This window comes from Corallococcus sp. CA049B (assembly GCF_003611685.1).
GTDB lineage: Bacteria > Myxococcota > Myxococcia > Myxococcales > Myxococcaceae > Corallococcus > Corallococcus coralloides.
Genome location: NZ_RAWC01000382.1, coordinates 1 through 3,751 on the forward strand (window position 1 = coordinate 1; position 3,751 = coordinate 3,751).

4 protein-coding genes are annotated in these 3,751 nt (G+C 70.9%); 1 reads left to right on the forward strand and 3 read right to left on the reverse strand.

The window, feature by feature from the left end; translation table 11 throughout:
• Positions 1-975, forward strand: a 975-nt coding sequence (locus D7W82_RS38765) for a hypothetical protein (protein WP_120623058.1), incomplete at its 5' end; no start/stop codon positions are given.
• 1 nt (position 976) lies between these two features.
• On the opposite strand, the gene D7W82_RS38770 is transcribed toward D7W82_RS38765, so the two are convergent.
• The 3 genes from D7W82_RS38770 to D7W82_RS38780 all read right to left on the reverse strand — a co-directional run.
• The gene (locus D7W82_RS38770) at positions 977-2,065 is read right to left on the reverse strand and encodes a TonB C-terminal domain-containing protein (RefSeq protein ID WP_233588197.1); all 1,089 of its coding nucleotides are present in this window, start codon (positions 2,063-2,065) and stop codon (positions 977-979) included.
• A gap of 91 nt (positions 2,066-2,156) precedes the next feature.
• The gene (locus D7W82_RS38775; protein WP_120623060.1) at positions 2,157-3,350 is read right to left on the reverse strand and encodes an LLM class flavin-dependent oxidoreductase; all 1,194 of its coding nucleotides are present in this window, start codon (positions 3,348-3,350) and stop codon (positions 2,157-2,159) included.
• Positions 3,351-3,449: 99 nt separating this feature from the next.
• Positions 3,450-3,751 (reverse strand): hypothetical protein (locus D7W82_RS38780; RefSeq protein WP_120623061.1); only part of this gene is annotated, 302 nt, incomplete at its 5' end.

Sequence of the window (3,751 nt, forward strand, 5' to 3'; positions counted from 1 at the left end):
CCCAAGCCCGCCCCCGAGCGAATCGAGTGGGTGGAGCGGGGCGCGCCCGCGTTCGTGGACGTCAACGGCGATGGGACGGAGGACATCGTCGGCCACGTGCGCCGCTACGAAGGCACGGCTCCCAGTGAGTACATCGCCGCGTTCGACGGCCGGACATTCCAGAAGCTCTGGGAGTCGGCCCCCTCGGAGGGGCCGGACGCCTCCCGCCACACGAAGGTCATCGCCCAGAACGGCCGGCTGGTGATGAGCGAGCAGCGCACGGTGAACCTGCTGGAGCTGGAGACCGGAAAGCGGCTGGGGCGCGTGCCGCTGACGGACTCGCCGCGCCGGCTCTGCATCCCGCCCGGGGACACGACGTCCGTCTGGGTGGAGGTGGTGGACCACCAGCACCTGCTCTTCGATACGCGCACGGCCACCGCGAAGCCCGCGCCCCGCGCGCCGAAGGGCTGCGCCACGCCGCCCCTGAGCCCCCAGACGTGCAACATGAGCCGGCCGGCGGAGCACCCCACCACCTGCGAGCGCTCCAGCTATCCGCCCTCCGACATCCGCGGCTTCTCCACGAAGTACCTCCTCCGCGCGGACGGCTACACGCTGGCACTGGGCACACGGTGGCCGGGGACGCAGGTGCCCCTGGTGGCGCTGTACGCGCCGGGCAACCGCAAGCCTGTGTGGCACGACACCGTTTCGGACAAGGATCCGCTCCTCCTGCGGGACACCGCGCCGGAGGTGGGGGAGATTTCGAAGGACGCCGTGTACGTCGTCTATCAGCTGGAGAAGGGCGGCTCGCACCTCATCCGGCGCGACCTGCGCACCGGCGCCATCGCCTGGGACGTGGCCCTGCCGGAGTCCCATTTCACCTCCATGCTGACGGTCCTCTGGGTCCGGGAGGGCCGCGTGTACGTCCCGCTGTGGGGAAACCTCCTCGCGTTGGATGCCGCGACGGGCGACCGCCTCGGCGGCATTGGAACGGAATGAATCAGTAGATGGAGATGAGGTGGACCCGCACGCGGGGGTTGCCGAGGTACTCCTCCAACCGCCAGCGGGTCCGCATCCCGTCCTCGCGGATGCCCACGCCACCGTCCGTGGGGGGCTCCGCGCTGGCGAGCGCATCCCGCAGGTGGGCCACCGCCCACTTGTCGAACTTCGGGTCGCCGGAGCCCTCCAGCACCTGGAGGTCGATGAGGCTGCCATCTCGCGCCTGCCGCACCTCCACGATGGCGACGAGCGCCAGGATGGGGGCGGTGACGTCCATCATGTACACGTTCGCCGCGCGTCCGGCCTCCACCGCCGCGCGCAGCCGGTCGGACGTCTCCCGGCGGACGTCGCGCGCCTCGGGCGCGAAGGGAGTGCCCGTCTTGCCGAACCGCTCGATGGCCTCCAGCTGCTCGCGCTTCAGCCGGCGGGCGAGCACATCGGTGTCGGGAGGAGGCGGGTTCACGAGCTTCTCGGAGAAGCCCTGGCGCAGCTTCGCGAAGTAGGGAGGCGTCGCGCCCGTGGCCCGCGCGGACGCCGTCGCGTCGTGGGCCCAGCCATCCACCTTCTGACGCGCCTCCTCCGCCTCACGGGCCGCCAGGGCCTTGGGGTCCGGCTCCGAGCCGGGGACGTTGCGAAGCGTCCGCCCCGTCGACGGGGGCCCCTTCAGGAGTCCACCGCCCAGCAGCCCGGGCGGTTCCAGCTGGAGCGGGACGTCCCGGACCGGAGGTGACGCGCGCTCGGAGGGTGCCTCCGCGAGCGGCTCCGGAGCGGCGCTTCCGGGAGAGGCTGGAGAGGGAGCTTCGTCCTTTTTCCGCTCGCGCTCCGTCAGCTGCGTCGGCGCTTCGTCCTTCTCCCGCGCGCGCTCCGCCGGACGCGCTGGCGAGCGCGGGGGCCGTGGCTCTTTTTCGGGCACGGGGGGCACGGGCGGCGTGGGGCGTGCGTCCCGGGTGACGATCTCCAGCTCGACGGCCTGCGCCGGCTCGTGACGCCGGACGTTCGCGGACGGGCTCCGCCACAGCGCGAAGAGGAGCGCCGCGTGCAGGAGCCCGGACACGACGAGCAGGAGAAGCAGCTGTGAGCGGCGGGACACGAACTTCAGCTTGCTCCCTCCCACCGCGCGGGAGAAGTGGCGCGGAGCGTGGGTGTGGGACCGCCACGCTCCCCTGCCCTCCTCCCGCTCCCTACGGCGCGGCCGGTGTCCTGAACTCCGGAATGAGCTCGCCCGTGAGCCGGATGCTCTTCAGGACCTTGTCGTGCGCCAGCGCGCCCACCTGGTGGAAGGACATGAGCGCGTCGATGCCCAGCGCCTGGTAGCGCTTGAGCCCCGCGCGCACCTGTTCCTGGGTCCCGACGATGAGCGAGTCCTGCGCGCTCAGCACCTCCCAGACCTGCTCGTCCGGGACCTGCTCCCCGCCCATGATGCGGCCCAGGAGGCGCTGCGCCTGGGACTGCGGCGCGTTCGGGTCCTTCTTGCGCAGGTACTGGCCCGTCAGGCCACCGCCCGCCGGGTCCTTCGCCAGCACCTCCAGCTCCGCGGCCGTCTTCACGAACGCGTCCTTCGCCTCGAAGAAGGTGAATGAACCGCTGGTGTACCAGGCGGCGGCCTTCGCGGCGCCGTTCTCCATCGCCTCGCGCTCGCTGTCCGCGCAGTGCACGAAGGTGAAGAAGGCGACCTGGTCGTTGACGAACGCGCCCACCGGCTCGCAGCGCGTGCGCAGGGCCTCGCGGTAGATGTGGATCATCTCCGCCACCTCCTCCGGAGAGGCCCAGAGCGTCACGCCCAGCGCGCCCACGCCGTTCTTCCCCGCCTGTTCGAAGGACGCGGGGCTGGAGCACGCCTGCCACAGCGGCGGGTGCGGCTTGCGGTACGGCTTGGGGATGACGCTGACGTCCTTGAGCCGCAGGTCCGGCCCGTCCCACGACACCTTGTCCTGCGTCCACAGCTTCGGGATCAGCTCGAAGGCCTGCTGCATCTGCCCGCGCGTGGAGTCCGGCTCGATGTTGAAGGTGCGCCACTCCGGGAGGGTGCTGCGCGCCAGTCCCAGCTGGAAGCGGCCCCCGCTCAGGTGGTCGATGAAGGCCGCGCGCTCCGCGACCCGGATGGGATGGTTGAAGCGCGTGGGCGCCAGCACCGACGAGTGTCCGACGTGCAGGTTCTTCGTGCTCCGCGCGATGGCGGTGAGCATGATCTCCGGCGCGGAGCTGTAGCTGAACTCCACGGCGGTGTGGTGCTCCACCTGCCACCAGACGCCGTAGCCCATCTCGTCCGCCAGCCGCGCCTGCTCCAGCGTCTCCTGGATGAGCTGGTGCTCGTGGTCCGGACCGCTCCAGCGCTCCTTCGGGTGCTGCATCTCCGAAAAGATGTCGAGCCGCATGATGTCCCCCCTGAAACCGGTTTCACTTCGTCAGCAACCCCCAGCACAACTCCCGCGCCGTCCGGAAGCAAGCCGCTCCGGACGGCGTGGATGGGGCCGTCAGTCCGCCCAGTGGACCTTGCCCAGACCCGCCGGGATGAGGTCGCAGACGTAGAAGATGTCGTCGTACGGGTAGTTGTCGTACACGCCCCGCGCGGGGATGCAGCGCGCCTGGTTGGGATACGGCGCGTTGAACTCCGCGGCCAGCTGCTGGCAATAGGCGCTGTCGCCTTCGCCGCCGCACTCCTCGGTGCACTGGTCCGCGCGGATCCACTGCGAGTTGTAGATGGGGTACGAGTCCGCCTCCGTCCAGCACAGGCCCGTCGCGCACTGGGTGTCCGCCGAACAGCCCTGGCCCACGG